Annotated in this window: 19 protein-coding genes; 9 read left to right on the top strand and 10 right to left on the bottom strand. The window is 63.7% G+C overall.

Translation table 11 applies throughout. From position 1 onward, the window contains the following. Nucleotides 1-5 precede the first annotated feature (5 nt). The 9 genes from AACY13_RS04530 (at nucleotide 6) to AACY13_RS04490 (ending at nucleotide 9,035) form a co-directional block, all read left to right on the top strand. Nucleotides 6-1,103 (top strand): mannuronate-specific alginate lyase, encoded by a 1,098-nt coding sequence (locus AACY13_RS04530; protein ID WP_339459589.1) that lies wholly within the window; start codon nucleotides 6-8, stop codon nucleotides 1,101-1,103. A 185-nt stretch (nucleotides 1,104-1,288) separates the two neighbouring features. Next, a complete protein-coding gene (locus AACY13_RS04525) occupies nucleotides 1,289-2,758 on the top strand; it encodes an MBOAT family O-acyltransferase (RefSeq protein ID WP_339459587.1) in 1,470 nt (489 codons plus the stop codon). Nucleotides 2,759-2,770: 12 nt separating this feature from the next. Then, a complete protein-coding gene (locus tag AACY13_RS04520; RefSeq protein ID WP_339459586.1) occupies nucleotides 2,771-3,913 on the top strand; it encodes an alginate O-acetyltransferase in 1,143 nt (380 codons plus the stop codon). A 77-nt stretch (nucleotides 3,914-3,990) separates the two neighbouring features. Beyond that, nucleotides 3,991-4,638, top strand: a complete 648-nt coding sequence (locus tag AACY13_RS04515; protein WP_339459585.1) for an alginate O-acetyltransferase AlgF — start codon at nucleotides 3,991-3,993, stop codon at nucleotides 4,636-4,638. Between the two features lie 176 nt (nucleotides 4,639-4,814). Then, complete coding sequence (locus AACY13_RS04510; RefSeq protein WP_339459584.1) at nucleotides 4,815-6,254, top strand: mannose-1-phosphate guanylyltransferase/mannose-6-phosphate isomerase; 1,440 nt, start codon at nucleotides 4,815-4,817, stop codon at nucleotides 6,252-6,254. 144 nt (nucleotides 6,255-6,398) lie between these two features. Further along, complete coding sequence (locus AACY13_RS04505; protein ID WP_339459583.1) at nucleotides 6,399-6,863, top strand: multidrug transporter; 465 nt, start codon at nucleotides 6,399-6,401, stop codon at nucleotides 6,861-6,863. A 34-nt stretch (nucleotides 6,864-6,897) separates the two neighbouring features. After that, the gene (locus AACY13_RS04500; protein WP_339459581.1) at nucleotides 6,898-7,728 is read left to right on the top strand and encodes an SDR family oxidoreductase; all 831 of its coding nucleotides are present in this window, start codon (nucleotides 6,898-6,900) and stop codon (nucleotides 7,726-7,728) included. Between the two features lie 10 nt (nucleotides 7,729-7,738). Further along, nucleotides 7,739-8,131 (top strand): hypothetical protein, encoded by a 393-nt coding sequence (locus AACY13_RS04495; protein WP_339459579.1) that lies wholly within the window; start codon nucleotides 7,739-7,741, stop codon nucleotides 8,129-8,131. Between the two features lie 55 nt (nucleotides 8,132-8,186). Continuing rightward, complete coding sequence (locus AACY13_RS04490) at nucleotides 8,187-9,035, top strand: DMT family transporter (protein WP_339459578.1); 849 nt, start codon at nucleotides 8,187-8,189, stop codon at nucleotides 9,033-9,035. A gap of 15 nt (nucleotides 9,036-9,050) precedes the next feature. Here AACY13_RS04490 and AACY13_RS04485 read toward each other — a convergent pair whose 3' ends face one another. The 10 genes from AACY13_RS04485 to AACY13_RS04440 all read right to left on the bottom strand — a co-directional run bounded on the left by AACY13_RS04485 (nucleotide 9,051) and on the right by AACY13_RS04440 (nucleotide 20,821). Then, nucleotides 9,051-11,048: a peptidase U32 family protein gene (locus tag AACY13_RS04485; protein WP_339459576.1), complete on the bottom strand. Its 1,998-nt coding sequence runs from the start codon at nucleotides 11,046-11,048 to the stop codon at nucleotides 9,051-9,053. 114 nt (nucleotides 11,049-11,162) lie between these two features. Further along, complete coding sequence (locus tag AACY13_RS04480) at nucleotides 11,163-13,295, bottom strand: LTA synthase family protein (RefSeq protein WP_339459575.1); 2,133 nt, start codon at nucleotides 13,293-13,295, stop codon at nucleotides 11,163-11,165. 34 nt (nucleotides 13,296-13,329) lie between these two features. Continuing rightward, nucleotides 13,330-13,725, bottom strand: a complete 396-nt coding sequence (locus tag AACY13_RS04475; protein ID WP_339459574.1) for a diacylglycerol kinase — start codon at nucleotides 13,723-13,725, stop codon at nucleotides 13,330-13,332. Next, nucleotides 13,722-14,438, bottom strand: a complete 717-nt coding sequence (locus AACY13_RS04470; protein ID WP_339459573.1) for a lipopolysaccharide kinase InaA family protein — start codon at nucleotides 14,436-14,438, stop codon at nucleotides 13,722-13,724. The genes AACY13_RS04475 and AACY13_RS04470 overlap by 4 nt, the downstream gene beginning before the upstream one ends. Further along, complete coding sequence (locus AACY13_RS04465; protein WP_339459572.1) at nucleotides 14,435-15,133, bottom strand: class I SAM-dependent methyltransferase; 699 nt, start codon at nucleotides 15,131-15,133, stop codon at nucleotides 14,435-14,437. The genes AACY13_RS04470 and AACY13_RS04465 overlap by 4 nt, the downstream gene beginning before the upstream one ends. An 82-nt stretch (nucleotides 15,134-15,215) precedes the next feature. After that, nucleotides 15,216-16,487, bottom strand: coding sequence for a sensor histidine kinase (locus tag AACY13_RS04460; RefSeq protein ID WP_339459571.1), 1,272 nt, complete (start codon nucleotides 16,485-16,487; stop codon nucleotides 15,216-15,218). Then, nucleotides 16,477-17,160: a response regulator transcription factor gene (locus AACY13_RS04455; protein WP_339459570.1), complete on the bottom strand. Its 684-nt coding sequence runs from the start codon at nucleotides 17,158-17,160 to the stop codon at nucleotides 16,477-16,479. The genes AACY13_RS04460 and AACY13_RS04455 overlap by 11 nt, the downstream gene beginning before the upstream one ends. Before the next feature lie 63 nt (nucleotides 17,161-17,223). Further along, nucleotides 17,224-18,144 (bottom strand): FAD:protein FMN transferase, encoded by a 921-nt coding sequence (locus AACY13_RS04450; RefSeq protein WP_339460014.1) that lies wholly within the window; start codon nucleotides 18,142-18,144, stop codon nucleotides 17,224-17,226. Beyond that, on the bottom strand, nucleotides 18,134-20,338 hold the full coding sequence (locus AACY13_RS04445) for a PepSY domain-containing protein (RefSeq protein WP_339459569.1): 2,205 nt from the start codon (nucleotides 20,336-20,338) through the stop codon (nucleotides 18,134-18,136). The genes AACY13_RS04450 and AACY13_RS04445 overlap by 11 nt, the downstream gene beginning before the upstream one ends. Before the next feature lie 15 nt (nucleotides 20,339-20,353). Further along, entirely contained in the window at nucleotides 20,354-20,821 is a 468-nt protein-coding gene (locus AACY13_RS04440) for a DUF2271 domain-containing protein (RefSeq protein ID WP_339459568.1), read from the bottom strand. Nucleotides 20,822-21,001 lie beyond the last annotated feature (180 nt).

Raw genomic sequence — 21,001 nt, 5'->3', positions numbered from 1 at the left:
TGCCTATGCCGATGCGCACACTGACCCTGTCCTGCCTGCTCGGGGCCACGCTGCTGGCCTCCGCCAGCCAGGCCGCCCTGCGCCCGCCGCTGGGCTATTACGCGCCGGTGGAAACCCGCAAGGGCGCGCCGCAGCAGGCCTGCCCCGGCGTCCCCACGCCCTACACCGGCACGCTGCAATTCACCAGCAAATACCAGGGTTCGGACAAGGCCCGGGCGACCCTGAACCACAAGGCAGAAAAGGCCTTTCGCCAGCAGACCGCCAGCATCACCCGCCTGGAAAAGGACTTCAACAAGCTGGTCATGCACTACCTGCGCGACGGCCAGCCGCAGCAGCTGGCGTGTGCCATGGAGTGGCTGAGCCGCTGGGCCGAAGCCGGTGCCCTGCTCTCCAGCGACTACAACCATACCGGCAAGTCGATGCGCAAATGGGCGCTGGGCAGCCTGGCCGGTGCCTACCTGCAGCTGAAATTCTCCCAATCCCAGCCGCTGGCCGCCTACCCGCAGCAAGTCCGAACGATCGAGTCCTGGTTCGCCAAGCTGGCCGAGCAGGCGGTGAAAGACTGGAGCGACCTGCCACTGAAAAAGATCAACAACCACTCCTACTGGACCGCCTGGTCGGTGATGGCCGCCGCCGTGGCGCTCGACCGCCGCGACCTGTTCGACTGGTCTGTCGCGCAGTTCCGCGTGGCCGCGGGCCAGGTCGATGATCAGGGTTTTCTGCCCAACGAAATCAAGCGCGAGCAACGGGCTCTGGCCTACCACAACTACGCCCTGCCGCCGCTGGCGATGGTCGCCAGCTTCGCCCAGGCCAACGCCGTCGATCTGCGTGCGGAAAACCAGGGCGCGCTCAAGCGCCTGGCCGAACGGGTACTGGACGGGGTGAATGACCAAAACGACTTCGCCAGCAAATCCGGCAAAAAACAGGACATGGAAGACCTGAGGAAGGACAACAAGTACTCCTGGCTGGCGCCCTACTGCACGCTTTATGCCTGCTCGGCCGACACCGAGAAACTCAAGCAGGAGATGGGCCCGTTCAAGACCTTCCGCCTCGGCGGCAACGTGACCCGGGTGTTCGAGCCGCAGAAGCAGGGCGATAGCTGAGTCGCCGCCCTGTTGGTGAAACAGCTTAGGTAGGAGCCAGGGGGACGCCCAGTCCCTGCTGGCGATCCAGGTCTGCGGTGGCTGCACGCAATGCAGCCCACGGACGATGAAACAGCCTCCCGCGCGCGGGGGGAAAGGGGGGCTTGCGAGCCTCTGAAGAGTGGTTATTCAACGGAGATCTACGGATGGTCTTTTCATCCAACGTATTCCTGTTCCTGTTTTTGCCGATCTTTCTCGGCCTGTATTACCTGAGCAGTAATCGCTATCGCAACCTGCTGATCCTGATCGGCAGCTACGCCTTCTACGCCTGGTGGCGAGTGGATTTTCTCCTGCTGTTCGTCGCGGTCACCCTGTGGAACTACGGCTTCGGCCTGCGCATCCATGCGGCCGGCGTGCGCAGCAAGGCGGCGCAACGCTGGGTGATCTGGGGCGTGGCCGGCAACTTGGCGACCCTGGGTTACTTCAAGTACGCCAACTTCGGCATGGCCAACCTCAACAAGGTGATGGAGGCGGCCGGCCTGGAGCCCTTCCTGCTGACCCAGGTGATCCTGCCGATCGGCATTTCCTTCTATATCTTCCAGTCGCTCAGCTACCTGATCGACGTCTACCGCGGCGACACCAAACCGACGGAAAACCTGATCAACTTCGCCGCCTTTATCGCCCTGTTCCCGCAACTGATTGCCGGACCGGTGCTGCGCTACAAGGACCTGGCCGACCAGTTCACCGAGCGTAGCCACAGCCTCGACAAGTTCAGCGAAGGGGCGACGCGCTTTATGCAGGGCTTCGTCAAGAAGGTGTTTATCGCCGACAGCCTGGCCCCGCTGGTCGACCATATGTTCGCCCTGCAAGACCCCAGTACGGGCGATGCCTGGCTGGGCATGCTGGCCTACACCGCGCAGCTGTACTTCGACTTCTCCGGCTACAGCGACATGGCCATCGGCCTGGGCCTGATGATGGGCTTCCGCTTTATGGAGAACTTCAACCAACCCTATATCAGCCAGTCGATCACCGAGTTCTGGCGGCGCTGGCATATCAGCCTGTCGACCTGGCTGCGCGACTACCTCTACGTACCCCTGGGCGGTAACCGCGGCGGCACCTTCAATACCTACCGCAACCTGTTTCTGACCATGCTCCTGGGCGGCCTGTGGCACGGGGCCAACTGGACCTTTCTGCTCTGGGGGGCCTGGCACGGCACCTGGCTGGCGATCGAGCGGGCCCTGGGGGTGAACGCCGCACCGAACGCGATCAACCCACTGAAGTGGGCCCTGACCTTCTTCCTGGTGATGCTCGGCTGGGTGATTTTCCGCGCCGAGAACCTCGACGTGGCCTGGCGCATGTATGCCGCGCTGTTCGCCTTCAACGGCTGGCAGCTCAGCGAACTAGGACGCGCCAATGTCGGCGACCTGCAAATCGCCACCCTGCTGCTGGCTTATGCGCTGATGGCCTTTTTCGGCCTGCGCCAGTTCCAGCGCCAGCGCCAGGCGGATGCGCCGACAGGGCTGCTGATGCCCGACGGCACGCTGCTGCAGCAGGCCGGATGGAGCCTCGCCGTGCCGCGCTACCTGGTGCGCGGCGCGCTGCTGCTGCTGTTCTGCGCCTCGCTGCTGAAGCTCTCGGCACAAAGCTATTCACCCTTTCTCTACTTCCAGTTCTGAGCGAGGCCCGAGATGACCCGTCCACTGCACAAACTCTACGTCGCCCTGTTTATCGGCGTGCTGAGCCTGCTCTCGCTCGGTTCCCTGACCGGGGTGCTGAACTACCAGTTGCCCAGGCAGTTCAGCCTGCTCGACGGCGGCCTGGCGAAGACCTTCGAGAGCCATTACGACCAGCACTTCCCGCTCAAGACGGTCGGCACCAACGTCTGGGCCGCCCTGGATTATCTGCTGTTCAACGCCGGCCGCCCCGGTGTGCTGATCGGTGAGCGCGACTGGCTGTACTCCGATGAAGAGTTCAAGCCAGTGGCTGACGGCCAGCAGCAGTTGCACGACAACCTGGCACTGATCCGCGGCGTGCAAGCGCACCTGGCGCAACGCGATGTGCTGCTGGTACTGGCCGTGGTGCCGGCCAAGGCGCGCCTGTATCCGGAAAATATCGGCGAGCACCCGATCAGCCCGCTGCGCCAGGACCTCTACCAGCGCTTCCACCGCGCGCTGCGCCGCGCCGACATCGCCGCGCCGGACCTGCTGCAGCCGCTGCAGGCGGGCAAAGCGCGCGGCCAGCTGTTCCTGCGTACCGATACCCACTGGACCCCGCTGGGGGCCGAGATTGCCGCCCAGCACCTGAGCCAGGGCGTGCAGGCGGCCGTGAAGCTGGATGGCGAGCCGCAGCTTTTCGTCACCGAAGCCACCGGCCAGACGGCCTACCAGGGTGACCTGAGCCGCTTTCTGCCCCTCGACCCGCTGTTCAGCCAGCTGCTGCCCGACGCCGACCAGTTGCAGCAACGGGAAACCCATGCCGCACAGCCGCAGGACAACGCCGCGGCGCTGCTCGGCGAGGTCGAGCTGCCGGTGGCCCTGGTCGGCACCAGCTACAGCGCCAATCCGGCGTGGAACTTCGCCGGAGCGCTGCGCCAGCACCTGCAACGGGACCTGAGCAACCACGCCGAGGACGGCCAGGGGCCGATCGTGCCGATGCTCAAGTACCTGCAGAGCGAGGAGTTCAAGAACAGCCCGCCGCAGCTGGTGATCTGGGAATTCCCCGAGCGCTATCTGCCGATGGCCAACAACCTCGACGACTTCGACCCGGCCTGGCTCGCCACGTTGAAAAGCCCCAACGGCCAACAACGCCTGGCCAGCAGCAACAGCCACTGAACCGGCCCGCCCTGGAGCGGCTTCACCACGCACCCGATCGACAGATCATTTTTGTTCAATCACATGGAGCACTACCCATGAACAGCCCCACCCAATACCGCTGGATAGCCTATGCCTGCGCCCTCGCCCTGAGCCTCGCCAGCCTCCAGGCCCAGGCCGGCGACGGCGCGCTCTACGCCCCCAGCGCGCCCAAGGGCTCGGCCTTCGTACGCGCCTATAACGCCGGCAACAACGAGGTCAGCGTCAGCGTCGGCAACACCGACCTGCGCGATGTCCCGCCCCTGGGCTCCAGCGACTTCAGCTTCCTGCCGCCAGGCAGCTACAGCGCCCAGGTCGGCGGCAGCGCCCTGCCGGTGAAACTGGACGCCGAGCGCTTCTACACCCTGGTCAACCAGCCGGGCAGCACACCCAGGCTGGTGGAGGAAGCCCCCTTCACCAACAAGCACAAGGCCCTGCTGCGGGTGCAGAACCTGTCCGATCGCAGCCTCAGCCTGAAAACCGCCGACGGCAAGGCCGCGGTAGTCGAGGCGGTCGGCCCCGACGCTAACGGCCAGCGCGAAGTCAACCCGGTCAAGGTCAGCCTGGCGTTGTTCGACGGCGACCAGAAGATCAGCGACCTCAAGCCCGTCAGCCTGGCCCGCGGCGAGGTGGTCTGCCTGTACATCACCGGCACGGGCGAGAAGCTATCCCCGGTCTGGGTCAAGCGCCCGGCCCGCAACGACTGACGCCTACAGACAAGACTAAAGATCGGCAATAGACCGATAGGTAAATAGCGCCTTGAGCAGCGAGAAGGCGCTCTGGAGTGGTCCCCCAGGATTGTTTTCAGCCTGGGCAAGCGGGCCGTCCCGCCAGCGTGCAGGACAGGCCCAACCCAATGCATAGATGCTTAGGAGTAACAGAGATGATTCCAGTAATTCTTTCCGGTGGTAGCGGCTCGCGTCTCTGGCCGCTGTCGCGCAAGCAGTTCCCCAAGCAGTTCCTCGCCCTCACCGGCGAAGACACCCTGTTCCAGCAGACCATCAAGCGCCTGCGCCTGCCCGGCATGCAGCCGCCGCTGCTGGTGTGCAACCAGGAACACCGCTTTATCGTCCAGGAGCAACTCAAGGAGCAGCAGCTGGAAACCCAGGCGACCCTGCTCGAGCCGTTTGGCCGCAATACCGCGCCGGCGGTGGCCATCGCCGCCATGAAGCTGCTCGCCGAAGGCCGCGACGAGCTGCTGCTGATTCTCCCCGCAGACCATGTACTGGACGACCAGCCGGCCTTCGAAGCGGCCCTGCAATTGGCCGGCAAGGCCGCCGAGCGCGGCGAGATGGTGCTGTTCGGCATTCCCGCCAGCCGCCCGGAAACCGGCTACGGCTATATCCGCTCCATGCCCGACGACAGCCTGCCGCGAGGCGTGGTACGGGTGCAGAGCTTCGTCGAGAAACCCGACGAGACCCGCGCCCGCGCCTTCGTCGAGTCCGGCGATTACTTCTGGAACAGCGGCATGTTCCTGTTCCGTGCCAGCCGCTACCTGGAGGAGCTCAAGCAGTACGACGCCGATATCTACGACACCTGCCTGCTGGCCCTGGAGCGCAGCAGAGTGGAAGACGACCTGGTGCTGATCGATGCCGCCACCTTCGAGTGCTGCCCGGACAACTCCATCGACTACGCGGTGATGGAAAAGACCCGCCGCGCCTGCCTGGTACCGCTCGATGCAGGCTGGAACGATGTCGGCAGCTGGTCGTCGATCTGGGACGTGCACGCCAAGGATGGCAACGGCAATGTCACCAAGGGCGATGTCATGGTGCACAACAGCCGCAACTGCCTGGTACACGGCAACGGCAAGCTGGTCTCGGTGATCGGCCTGGACGATATCGTGGTGGTGGAAACCAAGGACGCCATGATGATCGCCCACCGCGACCATGTGCAGGACGTCAAGACCGTGGTCAACCAACTCGATGCCCAGGGCCGCAGCGAAACCCAGAACCACTGCGAGGTGTACCGGCCCTGGGGCTCCTACGACTCGGTGGACATGGGTGGACGTTTCCAGGTCAAACATATCTCGGTCAAACCTGGGGCCACCCTGTCCCTGCAGATGCACCACCACCGCGCCGAGCACTGGATAGTGGTGTCCGGCACCGCCGAGGTGACCTGCGACGACAAGGTGTTCCTGCTCACGGAAAACCAGTCCACCTATATCCCCATGACCTCGGTGCATCGCCTGAGCAATCCCGGCAAGATTCCCCTGGAAATCATCGAGGTGCAGTCCGGCAGTTACCTTGGCGAAGACGACATCGAACGTCTCGAGGATATCTACGGCCGCAGCCAAGCCACAGCGCTGAGCGTCGTCGCCAGCTAAGACGAGGTTAAACCCGCAGCAAACAGACGCCGGCCCTTGCCACTGCAAGGGCCGGCGTTGCCGTTTCCGGCAGATGCCGGCACGGCGCATATCGCGGCAACCTTGTGTAGGATAAAGCCCTGTTCGTTCACCAAGGCTGCAACCATGCTGATTGGCGCAATACTGGTTCTGAGCTGGCTGATCCTGCTGATTCGCTACCCGAGCAAAGCCCTGCCTATCTCCCTCGCCGCACTGCTCGGCCTGGGCCTGGTGGCCAGCTGGGTGCTCTGGCAGGAAAGCCGCGAAACCCGTCACCTGGCCCACCTGGAATTACGCCTCGACTACGCCCCGGAGCACTGCCCGGCGGACCGCCCGCTGGCCCTGAACCTGAAGAACGGCAGCGAGGCCGCTCTGCTCGAGCTGCATTGGCAGATCGCCGCCTACCGCCCCGGCGACAGCGTCAACCTGGCCGAGCGCCTGTATGAAACCCCGCGCTACAGCGGCCCCGGCGAACTGCTGCCCGGTGCCGAGTGGCAAAGCTGCCTGCCCCTGCCAACCCTGCGCAGCGGCTACCGCGCCAGTACCCTGGAGTTTCGCGCCGAGCGCCTGCACGGCAGCTTTAGTCACTGATATTCAACTCCCACAACAGAACAAGGATGCCTGCATGAGCCAGCCCGTCGCCCTGATCACCGGATGTTCCAGCGGCATTGGTCGCGCCTTGGCCGAGGTATTCCAGCAGGCCGGGTATCAGGTCTGGGCCACGGCGCGCCAAACCGAGGACCTGACCGCCCTGAGCGCCGCCGGCTTTCACGCCGTGCAGCTGGACGTCAACGATGGCCTGGCCCTGGGCCAGCTGGCCGAACGCCTGAAGACTGAAATCGGCGGCCTCGACGTGCTGATCAACAACGCCGGCTACGGGGCCATGGGCCCGCTGCTCGATGGCGGCGTCGAGGCCATGCGCAAACAGTTCGAGACCAACGTGTTCTCGCTGATCGGCGTGACCCGCGCGCTGTTCCCCCTGCTGCGCCGGAACAAGGGCCTGGTGGTGAATATCGGCAGCGTATCCGGCGTGCTGGTGACCCCCTTCGCCGGGGCCTACTGCGCCTCCAAGGCCGCGGTGCATGCCCTCTCCGATGCCCTGCGCCTGGAGCTGGCCCCCTTTTCTATCGAGGTGATGGAGGTGCAGCCCGGGGCGATCGCCTCCAGCTTCGGGGCCAATGCCAGCCAGCAGGCCGAACAGCTGATCGATCAAGCCTCGCCCTGGTGGCCGATCCGCGACGGCATCCGCGCCCGCGCCAATGCCTCGCAGGACAACCCCACCCCCACCAGCCACTTCGCCCGCAACCTGCTGGCCGCGGTGCAGCAGAAGAACCGCCCGCGCCTGCTGCGCCTGGGCAATGGCAGCCGCAGCATGCCGCTGCTGGCCGCCCTGCTACCCAAGGCGCTGCTGGAGAAGGTGCTGAAAAAACGCTTCGGCTTGAATACCAGCCTGTAGGAGCGCCCTTATGAGCGAGCCCAGCGCCCACACCAGCGTCCCCATGACCCACCTGGCCCTGAGCGGCGTGGCGGCCGCAATAGCGCTCAACCTGCTGTTGCGTACCTTCGTCAGACTCGGCGGCGTGGCCAGCACCCTAGTGGTGGCCATCGCCGTTGCCGGCGGCATGTACCTGTGGTTCGCCTGGCGCAACCGCCGCCCACCCCAGCGCGGAGAAAGACGCCGCCTGCTGTGGCTCTACGGCGGCATCCTGGCACTGCTCTACCTCGGCCTGCTCGGTCTGATGTGGCTCAAAGACGAACCCGGCCCCATGGGCCTGCTGATCTTCGCCCTGCACTACGTCTGCTACCCGTTCTTCGCCTGGCTGTTTTTCGCCAGGGGTTTTGGCAAGCGCAATGACTAACGGCATCGCCCGAGCGAAGCGTGAACGCCCCCCGTACACGGCCCCAGGAAACCCCATGTCATCCACCCGTCTTGTCGGCATGACGGCGCTCGCCTTGCTCGCCTTCGCCGCCAACTCCCTGCTGTGCCGGGCAGCGCTCGCCGACGGCAGCATCGATGCCGCCAGCTTTACCAGCATTCGTCTGATCGCCGGGGCCGCGGTGCTCTGGCTGATCGTGCGCCTGCGCGCCGGCAGCGCGATTGGCAAGGGCAACTGGCTATCGGCACTGGCCCTGTTTGTCTACGCCGCCGGGTTTTCCTTCGCCTACCTCGAACTGTCGACGGCCACCGGCGCCCTGCTGCTGTTCGGCGCGGTGCAGAGCACGATGATCGGTTACGGCCTGTACCGCGGCGAACGCCTGCGGCTGCCCCAGCTCGGCGGTTTGGTGCTGGCCATTGGCGGGCTGGTCGGCCTGCTTCTGCCGGGCCTCTCCGCCCCGCCGCCACTGGCCTCGGCGCTGATGCTGGGCGCGGGAGCGGCCTGGGGGATCTACTCGCTACGCGGCAAAGGCGCAGGCGATCCGCTGCAGGTCACCGCCGGCAATTTCCTCCGGGCGGTGCCCATTGCCCTGCTCCTGAGCGCCGCGCTGCTCGGCGATATTTCCCTGCAGAGCTCTGCCGGAATTGGCTACGCCATGGCCTCGGGCGCGCTGGCCTCCGGGCTGGGTTATGCCGTCTGGTACAGCGCCTTGCCGGCCTTGAAAGCCAGCACGGCCGCCAGCGTGCAACTCAGCGTACCGGTGATTGCCGCCCTCGGCGGCGTGGTCCTGCTTGCCGAGCCCCTCAGCCTGCGCCTGCTTCTGGCCTCCCTGGCCATACTCGGCGGCATCGCCCTGGTGATTCTGACGGGACATCGGAGCCGGTAGGATTACCAATCAGCCCTAGCGCTTGATGGTCTTGAGCAGATCGTCCGGGGAGATATAGCCCACCGCGCCGCCCTGACTCTGGGCGCTACCCGGCTGCGGCTGATGGAGGATATGGCCCTTCATCTTGCCGATGATGTGCATCTCGCAGGGTTTGCAGTCGAACTTCAGGGTCAGTACTTCGTCCTGATGGATCAGCTGCATATCCGACACCTTGGTACGTACGCCGGTGACGCCTTTGGCCTGCTTGGGGCAGAGGTTGAAGGAGAAACGCAGGCAGTGTTTGGTGATCATCACCGGTACGTCGCCGGCTTCTTCATGGGCCTCGTAGGCCGCGTCGATCAGCTGCACGCCGTAACGCTGGTAGAAGGTGCGGGCCTTGTCGTTGTAGACGTTGGCCAGAAAGGTCAGGTGCGACTCCGGGTACACCGGCGGCGGCACGCTGACCGGCTTGCGCCCGCCACGTGGATGCACCGCAACGCGTGCCTGGGTCAGCGCCTCGATGGCTTCGCGGCGCAGGGCCTTGAGCTGCGAGCCGGGGATAAACGGCACGGCCTCGCAGTCGATCTGCACGCCGGCGCTGTAGTACATGGTGGTACCCAGCTTGCTCAGGGTGTCGGCCAGTTGCTCACGGGACTGCTCGGCGTCCTTGGCGGCGGCGAACGGCCCATTCAGGCTGACGCTGGCGACCACGCCCTCTTCGCTGCTGACACTCAGCTGCAACTGATCGCCCTGCACCGCCACTTGCCAGCTAACCGCGACGCGGCGTTCGGCCGAGGTTTTCTGCAAAGCCTGTTGCCAGTTGTGGTCGAGGTTGCGGTTGAGCGGCTGCTGCGGCCGCACGCGCTGCATGGCCTCGGGCATCTCGTTAGGCTCGACGCGGTAGCGGTAGCGCTTCTCGCCGTCCTCGTCGAACTCGCCTTTTAGCTCGCAGATATTGCTGCGAAAGCCCACCACTTCACGCTTGATCAGCACGTTCAAACCATCGCCGTTGGACAGCGGCGTATCGGTGACGGCGATCAGGTCGCGCTTGTTCACTTTCTCGACATAGCCCACCGACAGCCCGGTAAAGGTCGGCGAATCGAACGCGCCGATGTCCACCTTGCGGTCGCTGACGAAGTAGTCGGTGCTGCCACGATGGAAGGTCTTGTCGGTGTCCGGGGTAAAGAAGTGCTCGGTGCGCCCACTGGCGGCACGAGCCAGGTGCGGACGCTGCTCGAGAATCGCATCCAGCTCGCGGCGGTAGTGCGCGGTGATGTTCTTCACGTAGCTCATGTCTTTGTAGCGCCCCTCGATCTTGAACGAGCGCACGCCGGCATCCACCAGATGGATCAGGTTGTCAGTCTGATTGTTGTCTTTCATCGACAGCAGGTGCTTATCAAACGCCACCACGCGGCCCTGATCGTCCTTCAAGGTGTACGGCAGGCGGCAGGCCTGGGAGCAGTCGCCCCGGTTGGCGCTGCGCCCGGTCTGCGCGTGAGAGATATTGCACTGCCCGGAGAACGCCACACACAGCGCACCGTGGATAAAGAACTCCACCGCCGAATCGACGTTGCGGCAGATGTTGTTGATCTCTTGCAGGTTCAGCTCGCGGGCCAGCACCAGCTGGGAGAAGCCGGCATTGTCGAGGAAGCGGGCTTTTTCCAGGGTGCGGATATCGCACTGGGTGCTGGCGTGGATCTCGATGGGCGGCAGGTCCATCTCCATCACGCCCATGTCCTGCACGATCAGCGCATCGATGCCGGCCTCGTAGAGCTGCCAGATCATCTGCCGGGCCGGCTCCAGCTCATCCTCATGGAGGATGGTGTTGAGGGTGACAAACACCCGCGCATGGAACAGGTGGGCAAACTGCACCAGCTCGGCAATCTCCGCCACGCTGTTGCTGGCGTTGTGCCGCGCCCCAAAACCTGGCCCGCCGATATACACCGCATCGGCACCGTGCAGGATGGCTTCCTTGGCAATCGCGGTATCGCGCGCCGGGCTGAGGAGTTCGAGGTGGTGCTTGGGCAGGGACATGGTTTGGGTATCAGGCAGTCAATCAGGGCGGGCATTTTACCCGGAATCGACCATTTGTCTGTGCCGGCCGACCACCTGTAGGCCGCGCAGCCCACCACGACCCCAGGGCACGGCTCATTTGCCGCGCACAGGGGCCAGCTTCGATGACAACTCCGCGACGTTCGCCCCCTGTGGCGTAGCGTTGTTATCGACAACCCCGGTGGTATTGCCAAGCAGGCTACTGGTAGCGGTTTGCAGATAGGCCTGCAGTTGCTGACCGAGGCGCTGCACCTGCGCCGGTGCCGTTAAGGGAAGCGCCTGGGCCTGCCGGCCAAGCCGATACTGGTAGCCACGTGCTGGCCTGCCCTTGGGCAGGACAAGGATGTGCTCGCCGCTGAGCATGGCCACGGTCTGGTCGCTACCGGAGGGTTTGATAATGGCAAAACCAGGGTCGCTGGCGGGCAAACTCAACAGGTCACGCCCCCAGCACTGGTGGCGCACGGCACCGGGCAGGCGACCCATGATGGTCGGCACTATATCGACCTGGCTGCCGACCCTGTCCTCGGTTGCGCCGAAGCTGTCCTGGATGCCCGGCGCGATCAATAGCAGGGGTACATGGAAACGGTGCAAGTCCATTTCCGTCAGTTGCTCATGGGCACCGAAGCCATGATCGCCCACCACCACGAACAGGGTGTTGTTGAAATAGGGCGCTTTGCGGGCTTTTTCAAAGAACTGGCCCAGGGCCCAGTCGGAATAGCGCATGGCCGTCAGGTGCTGATCGAGCGAGCCATGGTTCTGAACGCGCGACACCGGCAGGGTATCCGGCAAGGCATAGGGCGTATGGTTGGAGAGCGTCTGCAGTAGGGCGTAAAAGGGTTTCTCGGGGTCCTGCTTAAGCAGCTCTGCGGCGGCGCGGTCGAACATATCCTGGTCGGCTACGCCCCAGGTCGGATCGGACACCACCGGATCGACGAAATCATTGCGACCAATAAAGCGGGTCATGCCCTGGTTGCTGAAAAAGCCGCGCTGGTTGTCCCAGGCAAAGTCGCCGTTATAGACATACAGGTCGTCGTAATCGCGGGCGCTGAGTAACTGCGCCAGGCCGGAAAATTGATGCCCGCCCTCTGGCGTCTGCATCAGGTACTCGAAGCCCGGCAGGTTGGGAAAGCAGGCCATGCTGGCGAACATGCCCTGATGGGTGTGGGTGCCGTTGGCGAAGAAACGGCGAAACAGCAGCCCCTGCTCGGCCAGGCGGTCGAAGTTCGGGGTGATGCCGGCCTCACTGCCAAGCGCGCCGACGAAGTGACCGGCAAAGCTTTCCATCAGGATCACCACCACGTTGCGCACTGGCAGGCGGGTGTCCGCGGGGGCCAGAAAATCCCGGCGTACCGCGGCCGTGTGCTGATCGACCAGTTGCTCGTGGTCTGTCAGCAACAGCTCGCGGGTCAGGGCTGTGGCCTGCTCGGCAGACATGCTGGGCTTCCAGATATTACTGCTGGTGTCCGCGTAGCGGCTCTTGGCCGCGGCATACAGGCTGAGCACGCCATTGAGCCCCAGGTGGTTGGCAAACACCGAGTCAGTGGTAAAGGCATCGCCCCAGCGCAGGGGCGGCCCCTGTCGCAGGGTGCCGTGCGCCGCTACTACCGAAAGCACCAGGCACAACAGCAGCACCAGCCCATGCCTGAGCCACAAGACCGCAGGCCGGGACACCCGCACTGCGGGGCTGGAAGCACGGCTGTACTGGTCGAGCCGCCCCAGCAGAACAGTCAGGCCGACGCTCAGCACGCCCCAGGCCAGCAGCAGGCGCAATACCGGAAAACCATGCCAGAGCATGCTCAGCACGGTTGCCGGGTCTTCTTGCAGGTACTGGAAGACCAGGGCATTGAGGCGCTGATGAAACTCCTGGTAGAAATTCAGCTCGATCAGCCCGAGCAGTATCACCAGGCTGGCGCATGCCGCCAGCCACACGCGCTGCCAGCCGCGCCGCATCATGGCGTAAGGCCAGACCAGCGCCAGGGTCAGCGGCGCGCAGATAAACACCACCAGGCGCAGGTCAAAGCGCACACCATTGGCAAAGGCTTGAGCCAGGCTGAAGACGCTCGTGTCGCCGATCAGTTCACGGTTGAACAGCAGTAACGCCAGGCGCAGCAAGGACAGCAGCATTAGCAGCAACAGGGCGCTGGAGAACACAAAGGTCAGATGCTCACCAAGCCCTATCCGGGAGGTGGAGTCAGGGGTGGCCGCATGGGCGGGTGGACGTTGGGACATGCAGAGCAGCCTTATAGAGGTGGCGAAAAACGACTTACAGCAGGATCAGTGCCCAGGTCAGAGCGATCATCGCCAGTGCCACGAACTGCGCCGCGCTACCCATGTCCTTGGCCTGTTTCGACAGTGGGTGCAGGCTCATGGAAATACGGTCCACGGTGGCCTCGATGGCCGAATTGAGCAGCTCCACCACCAGCCCCAGCAGCGGCACGAGTATCAGCAACGCGCGCTCGCTGCGCGTCACCTCGAGCCAGCAGGCAAGTGGCAGCAGCAAGCCATTGAGCAGCAGCAGCTGGCGAAACGCGGCCTCACCGTGATAGGCCGCTCGCAGCCCAGCCAGCGAATAGCCCGCGGCATGCAGAATACGGCCAAGCCCACGGCGGCCCTTGAGCGACTGGGCATCCAGATCCTCGTGCAGGGCTTGGCCACTCATGGTCGCAACAGTCCAGCGGGGCCGTGCACGGCTGCTTGACAAGCCTGCCGCAGCACCGCCAGGTCGGCCTCAGGCATCGCGCCGCGATGGCGGGCCAACTGACGCAGGTCATGCCGCGCGGCATCTTTGCTACGCCAGCGGCGGCGGCTTTTTTCCAGGTCGAGCAGGGCAATTTCGACCTTCACCTCCCCCTGCCGCCCGGTCTGGGCTTTGACAAAAATATGCTTGGCATAGCAACAGCCATGCTGCCAGCCCGCCTGGTGCAACCGCGCCAGAGTCGCCGCCAGTTGCTGCAGCAGCGCGCGCCGGAACTCGACGCTCGGCGTGCTGGCGTAGCATTGCTCCAGGCTGACAAAGCCCGGCAGCGCCTCGGTAACCAATAGTGCCTGCCATTGGCCCTGCTGCCGGCGGGCGGCGCAATAGACGAGAGTCGGCGTTTTGATCCCGATTCGGGCCAGGGCGCGGTAGGCCTGTCGCTCACGCAATATGGTCGGACGGCCGAAGGGGTGTAGCAGCGAGCGATAGAGGTGACCGATCTGGCGCTTGCAGTACAGCGGTGCATGGCTGGGCTCGCGCGGTTGCAGCAACTGCACACCGCTCTCGCCACCACGCCGCTGGTTGGCCGGTTCCACCCAAGTGCCAGAGCTATGCCACCAGCGGTCGAAATGGGTCGTTGCCGGCAGGGTGGCGGTACGCGGGGAGAGCGTGTTCATGCGCGGGCCTCCTGCTTGCGCAGCACATAGGTACGCCACATGGCATAGCCGGGGAGAAAATCCTGATGGCCGATGACCTGGAAGCCCGCCTGTTTGAATTCGGCCTCGATCACCGTTCTGGCCACCACAAAACGATTCTGGTTCTGCGTCGCCCGCCCCTCGGCGGCGCGGCGGCGCTCCAGACGCCGGCGCTTCCAGGCCTTGTAGTTGCCATCGACCCAGAGCGAAACAATCACCGTATCGCGGCTGACCCGGTGGAACTCGCGCAGCATGGCCAGACGATGCTCAGCGGATTCGATGTGATGCAGCAGGCGGATACAGAAGATGCAGTCCACCGCATTGGCGCTCAGATCGATGGCAAACGCCGAAGTCTGAAAGCTGGTGACCCGCGCCACCACCTCAGCCGGTTGCGCGGCGCGGGCGGTGGCAAGCATAGCGGCGGCGTTGTCGGCGGCCAGAATCACCCGATTCGGCTGCTCGGCCAACAGTGGCCAGAAGCGCCCGGCACCACAGGGCAGATCCAGTACCAGATTGGGCTCATCGGCCATTTTCAAGGCCTGCCGCGCCACCTGTACATCACGCCAATGGGACAAACTGCGGGCCAGGCCATCGCGATGCTTGTGCAGATATTCGCGGGCATGCTCCCGATCGTACTTGCGGGAGAACTCGAGTTCGATGGGGCTGGGCTTGAGCATGGCGAGGCGTCCGATAGAGGGTACGCTCAGCAGACTAAAGAGCCGGGCATCAACAGCCCGTCAAAGGGATGTGAAAAACTCGTTAAACCGGCTTGATAAATGACATCCGGAAACAGCTGCCGCCCCCCGCCGGGCTATGCAGCGCAATCGTCCAGCCCTGCTTGGCACAGATGCGTTTGACCAGCGACAGCCCCAACCCCAGGCCTTCACCACGAGCCTGAGTGCCCCGCACGAATGGCTGAAAGATCCGCTCCTGCTGCTCGGGTGCAATGCCTGGCCCGCTGTCCTCGACACGAAAACCACCGGTTTCCAGCACCAGCCGGACCGTGCCCTGCTCGGTGTAATGCAAGGCATTGCGCAACAGGTTGGCCATCACGGTACGCAGAAAGGTGAGGTTGTACAGACCGCTATCGCTGCCTTCCACCACGCACTGAAATTCCAGGCCCTTGTCCTTGCACAGCCGCCCCCAACGATCCGCCTGCTCGGCAGCCACCTCGGCCAGGCTGCTATTGGCGACGAACGCACCCTCGTTGACCTTATCCCGGGCCAGTTGCAGAAAGGTCTGCACCAGCTCGCGCATTTCCTCGCTGGCCCGGCCGATACGCTCAAGCTGCTCGCGCTCGCGGGGCGACAAAGCGGCTTCGGCCAGCAGCTCACAGGAGCTGGCGATAACCATCAGCGGGGTGCGCAGCTCATGGCTGACATCGCTGGTAAACAGCCGCTCGCGCTCCAGCGACTGACGCACCTGGCCCAGGGTGCTGTCGAAAGCCGCCGCCAATTGGCCAATCTCGTCATCGGGGTAGTCCGGGGCCAGAGGCGGGGCCAGAGCATGCAATTGATCGCGATGGCGCACCTGTTGGGCCAGGCGGCTGACCGGGGCCATGACCTTGCGCGCCATTACCAGGCCGAGCGCCCAGGCCCCGATCACGGTCAGCAGAAAACCCGCCAGCACTACATTGAACAACGCCTGTTCACGGGCTTCGAATTCATGTTGTTCCTGCACCAGCAGATAGCGCTGGTTGTTGACCTTTTGCACGTAGACATAGAACGCCTGATCACCATCCACGACTTCGTTGAAGCCTTCGCCCAGGCCCGAGAACTGCGGAGGTATGGCGTATTCGGGCAGGTTGGAGGCAAAGAATCGGGTGGCTGCATCCAGGCGTGGGGTACGCCCCTGACGGAGATCCTCGTGCAGTACGGTGTTGATTTCACGCTGCATTTCCTCGGAAACCAGATTCTCCTCAATCAGGTCCACCACCGCCACGATGCTCAGGGAAAACACCCCGCTGACCAGGATGGTCATCAGGACAAAGGCGATCAGAATACGCCGGGCAAAGGGCTGTTTAGACGGCATTGGCAGACTCCGCCAGGCGATAGCCAACACCATGCAGGGTATGCAGCAGCGGTGTGGCGAAGGGTTTATCCAGCACCTGACGCAGTTGATGGATATGGCTGCGCAGGCTGTCGCTGTCCGGGCAGTCATCGCCCCAGAGCGCTTCTTCCAGCGCTTCGCGGCGCACTACGGCGGGGCTCTTCTGCATCAACACAGCCAAGAGTTTCAGCCCGATGGGGTTGAGCTTGAGCGGCTGGCCGGCGCGGCTGACGTACAGGGTGTCGAGGTCATAAAGTAGATCGCCCACTTGCAGCTGGCGCTTACGGCTGCCCTGGCTGCGCCGCAGGATGGCTTGGATACGCGCCACCAGTTCGGAGAGGGCAAAGGGCTTGAGCAGATAATCGTCAGCACCGGCCTGCAGGCCTTGCAGGCGGTCATCCAGGGCATCACGGGCGGTCAGCATAAGTATCGGCACGTCATTCTGGCCATCTTCGCGCAGACGCTTGCACAGCTGATAACCGTCAATACCGGGCAACATGATGTCCAGCACGATCAGGTCATAGTGGCCGGTACTGGCCAGGTGCAAGCCGCTCAGACCATCCTGGGCGCAGTCGACGCTGAAGCCTTTGAGCTGCAGGTAGTCGAGGATGTTGGCCAGGATGTCGCGGTTGTCTTCGATGACCAGAATACGCATTGGCTTATGTTCCCGTTGGGTTTGGTTGTTTACATCGTTTTGATCAACGTTCACAACGGTCTGTCAGAGCCCAACCGTCACCTCATGCAGCTCATCCCCATCGCGGACGACAAAAATCGCACTCAATCCTTGGGCCCTGGCCAGCTGCGCGCCACGCTGCACACCCAGCACCATCAGCGCGGTGGCCCAAGCATCGGCGTACATGCAACTGGTGCAGAGCACCGATACCGAAGCGAGACGCGAGCTCAGCGGCGCGCCCGTGTAGGGGTCCATGGTGTGCGAGAAAACCAGACCCTCGCGCTCACGCCAGTGTCGGTAATCGCCCGACGTGGCAATAGCGGTGTTGCTCAGCTCCAGTGAACCGAGCACCTCGCGGCGTCCCTTCACGGGCTTCTCCAGGGCAATATGCCAATCGCTGCCGTCACCCTTCACGCCCCTGGCCCGCATCTCCCCGTCAATGCCCACCAGGTAAGACTCCAGGCCATTGCGGTCGAGGCAACGGGCTAGCTGGTCGACGGCAAAGCCCTTGGCGATGCCATTGAGGTCCAGGGTAACCGGCGCATGCTTGCGTACCCGGCAATTGCCCGGATCGATTTCCAGCACGGCACGCGCACTGGGCTGTTTTCCTGGCAAGGTGGCCGCCGGCTGCGGACCAAAGCCGCAGGCATTGACCAGCGCACCGACGCCAATTTCAAACGCGCCGGCCGAATCCTCGCTGATACGCAGCGCGCTGATCAGCACCCACAACAACTCCTCGGGCACGCTCAGCCACTCGCCGCAGACGGCCCCATTGAGCTGCATCAGGTCAGAGTCGGGCTTCCAGGTCGACATCTGCTGGTCGACCTGATCCACCGCCCGTTGCAGCTGCGCAGTCAAGGCGGCCAGGTCGAGGTCGCTGGCGCTATACAGCACCGCGCTAAAGCGCGTGCCCATGGTCGCACCGCTAAGGCTGAAGCGCTGCAACGCCTGGGGATCAGTAGACATCTTCACGGTAACGTCCTTGCAGCCTGAGCTGCTCGATACTGGAACCCAGCTGCAGCAGCAGAGGCTCTATGACCGCGCGGACCCCGGCGGCCATCTCCCGTGAACCACAGACCAGCACCTGCGCGCCCTGTTGCAACAGCCTCGTCAGTTCACCGGCGTCCTGCTGCAGGCGATCCTGCACATACATGGGCTCGGCAGACTCGGAGAATGCCAGACCCAGCTTGGTCAGGCGGCGATCAGCCAGGTACTCGCTTAACTCCGTTTCATAGAGGAAATCCGACTGGGCATTGCGGCCACCCCAGTACAGGTGCAGCGGACGCTGTTTGGCATTCTTGCGCACGAATCCAATCAAGGGGGCCAGCCCTGCTCCCGCCCCGACCAGTACCAACGGATGCTGCCCAGCTGTCGGACGAAAATCGGCATGAGCCTGGATAAAGCCCTCGATACACTCCCCCACCTGCAGTTCATGCAGACGTGATGAGCAGAGCCCGCCGACCTGTTTGCGCACGCAGATTTCCAGGGCGGCGTCTTCATCACCACTGGCAATCGAGTAATAGCGCGCGGGCAAGCCACTGCCCGGGCTGACGGCCAACAGATCGCCCGGCGCAAAGCGCGTACGGCGCGAGCGCAACCAGCCGCGCGACGGCCGCGGCATAACCGCAAAGCGCAGGATGGCGGCCGGTGATTCGCTGTTCTCACCGTAGAGCTTGCGACTCAACAGTTGCAGGGTTTGCGGGTTCTCATGGGCGACTTCCTGGCGAAAGCGCAGGCGAATAGCCAGTTGCTGGCCGAGCTTTTCCGCCCACTGATTGAGCGCCTCCAGCGAATTACGGTCGATGCAGTGCAGGGGCAACAACGCCGGCAAACCCTGTTGCTGCAGGCCTTGCTCAACTTCACGGGCGTAACCGCAGAAGGACTGAAAGCGCGAGTCACCAAAGCCCAGCAGCGCAACCTGTAGCCCGCGGCCCAGTTGGCTCTGCTGCAAACGCGGGAGAAACTCGCGGGCCGAACCCGGAGCCTGGCCATCGCCGTAGGTCGAGGTAAGCAGCAGCATCTGCCGGGCCTGAGGGTAACGCGGCTGCAGCTGATTCATGCTGGCGCAATGCACCTGCAGGCCCTGCGCGCGCATTTGCTCATAGAGCTGCCGCGCATATCCCCAGGTGGCCCCACCCTGACTGCCGATCAGAAGAATGATGTCCGCCCGGTTGGCCGGTCTATTGCCGCGCAGCGTGGTCGCCTGGCGCTTGCGCCGCCACCAGGCCAGTACCCCCGTAGCGCCGAGAAACACCACACACAGGCTGGCTGCGCTCAGGATCAACGCCCAGAGGGGCGAGTGCGCGCCGGTATGCAACTCGTAGAAGGTTTCATAGAGGCGCGCGGCGAATCCGTGGGGCTGGTAACTGATCCACTGCCCCGTGCTGGCATTGACCAAGCCTGCACCTGAGGCCGTACGCAGCAACAAGTAGTTGGCCTGTTCGGGATCGCTGGGAAACTCCAGCTCCCGCAGGTCTTGCAGCGCAATATTGCGCAGCGCGGACAGACTGCCCAGCGCGGCTGCCGGCGCGCTATAGCTGGCCTCCGGATAGGCCGCTTCGGCACCTTCACCGTCACCCAGCAGGCCCTGGCTGTTGGCGAAAAGATAAAGCCCGCTTATGGCCACAATCGCCAGGACAGGCAAGGCCCAGCGCGACACCACCGTATGCCAATGGGCAAGCCCCTGGCCGGAGGGAATCGGCAGCAAGAGCTGATACCAGCCCCCCAGCCGACGCGCCAGCAGCCAGCTGCCCGTCGCCACCAGCAACAACAAGGCCATGGCCGAGAAACCGCTCAACCAGCGGCCAAACTCACCCAGGAGTAACTCACGGTGCAGCTTACGAATCCAGCTGAGGGCCGGCGAAGTCTGGTAAGGCGCGATAACCACGCCCGTAGCCGGATCAACCAGCACGACGTCGCTCGAACTGTCATTGCTGAACGCAACCCGCAACTCGCCACTGGGTGCGCGTTCGATACGCTCGACACCTGGCACCTGTTCGGCGATAAGGCCAGCCACCGCAGCCACGCTCTGCCCGTTGTCAGGTGCCGCGCGCAGATGATCGACAAGTGTGCTGCCGGATAAAACCAGGCCCGTGGCGGCGGACAGCATAAGCAGAATGCCCAGTACCAGACTGAGCACAACATGAGTGCGTTGCAGCATGTGCGTGCTCCGGGATCAGAACTGGTAACGGAAACTGTCGACATACCCCGTCGAACTGCCGCGAGCTTGCGTAGCCTGGCCAGTCAGCGGCACAGTGATTTCGGCACGGTTGTCACGCTTATCCTCGACGGCCGTATCGATACGAACTTGGTAGCCGGCATCGATCAGCGCGTCCTCCAGCTCCACCACCACTTCCAGCGTCTCACCGCTGCCGACACTGGCCCCAGTGAGCCCGTCGTATTCGGCCGCCTTGTTGCCCGCCCGCGCCCAGTCACGCAGATGTTTGTAGTACTTGGCTTTCTTGCCAGCCACCCAGAGTGTGCGTTGATAGCTGCCCTCGGCATCGGTGACATATATCGCCAGGTAGGCCTCGTTACCGCGGTACTCCTTGAGCGTGGTCTGCAGGGTGATTTCACGGGCCTGTGCCAAGGCGGGAAATGCGGCCACACCGGCAAGGGCCAGGGCGAAAGCTGTGTTGTTCATGATCAATCTCTCCAGTAGGAATGACGCAACCCTAGCGCCCTCGCCTGAAGCCAAGCTGAAGCCAATAAAACGCCTGCTTAAGATCGCCTTAAGCTTGTTCTGAACGCCACCATGGCAGCTGTAGATGCCCCGCCAGGTTTGGCTCAAAGTCAATTCAGCAGCTATTTATGCAGCTGTACC

The organism is Pseudomonas sp. EA_105y_Pfl2_R69 (assembly GCF_963970915.1).
Classification (GTDB): Bacteria; Pseudomonadota; Gammaproteobacteria; order Pseudomonadales; family Pseudomonadaceae; genus Aquipseudomonas.
The sequence above is the reverse complement of the archived record's forward strand: the minus strand, read 5'-3'. Positions and strand labels throughout refer to the sequence as shown.